Below are 779 nucleotides of genomic sequence, written 5' to 3'. Positions count from 1 at the left end.
CAGCAGTCGCAGGTCGAAATGATCGCGTCGGAAAACATCGTCTCGCGCGCGGTGCTGGAGGCGCAGGGCTCGGTGCTGACCAATAAATATGCGGAAGGCTATCCCGGCAAGCGCTATTACGGCGGTTGCGAATTCATGGACGATATCGAGTCGCTGGCGATCGAGCGCATCAAGCAGCTCTTCAATGCCGGCTTCGCCAACGTCCAGCCGCATTCGGGCGCCCAGGCCAATGGCGCGGTCATGCTCGCGCTGGCCAAGCCGGGCGACACGGTGCTCGGCATGTCGCTCGACGCGGGCGGCCACCTCACGCACGGCGCGAAGCCCGCGCTTTCGGGCAAGTGGTTCAACGCGGTGCAGTACGGCGTGAACCGCGAGACGATGCGTATCGACTACGACCAGGTCGAGGAGCTCGCGCAGCAGCACAAGCCGAGCCTCATCATCGCCGGCTTTTCCGCCTATCCGCGCGAACTGGATTTCGCGCGCTTCCGCGCGATCGCCGATAGCGTGGGCGCGAAGCTGATGGTCGACATGGCCCATATCGCGGGCGTGATTGCGGCCGGCCGCCATGCGAATCCGGTCGACCATGCGCACGTGGTCACGTCCACGACGCACAAGACGCTGCGCGGTCCGCGCGGCGGCTTCGTGCTCACCAACGACGAGGAGATCGCCAAAAAGATCAACTCGGCCGTCTTCCCCGGCTTGCAGGGCGGCCCGCTGATGCACGTGATCGCCGGCAAGGCGGTGGCGTTCGGCGAAGCGCTCGACCCGAGCTTCAAGAC

1 protein-coding gene is annotated in these 779 nt (G+C 65.5%); it reads left to right on the top strand.

The genetic code is table 11. From position 1 onward, the window contains the following. Positions 1-779: serine hydroxymethyltransferase (locus U5775_RS38890; RefSeq protein ID WP_322063431.1), on the top strand; the 779-nt coding region annotated here is incomplete at both ends.

The organism is Paraburkholderia sp. J63 (assembly GCF_905220245.1).
Classification (GTDB): domain Bacteria; phylum Pseudomonadota; class Gammaproteobacteria; order Burkholderiales; family Burkholderiaceae; genus Paraburkholderia.
The sequence above is the reverse complement of the archived record's forward strand: the minus strand, read 5'-3'. Positions and strand labels throughout refer to the sequence as shown.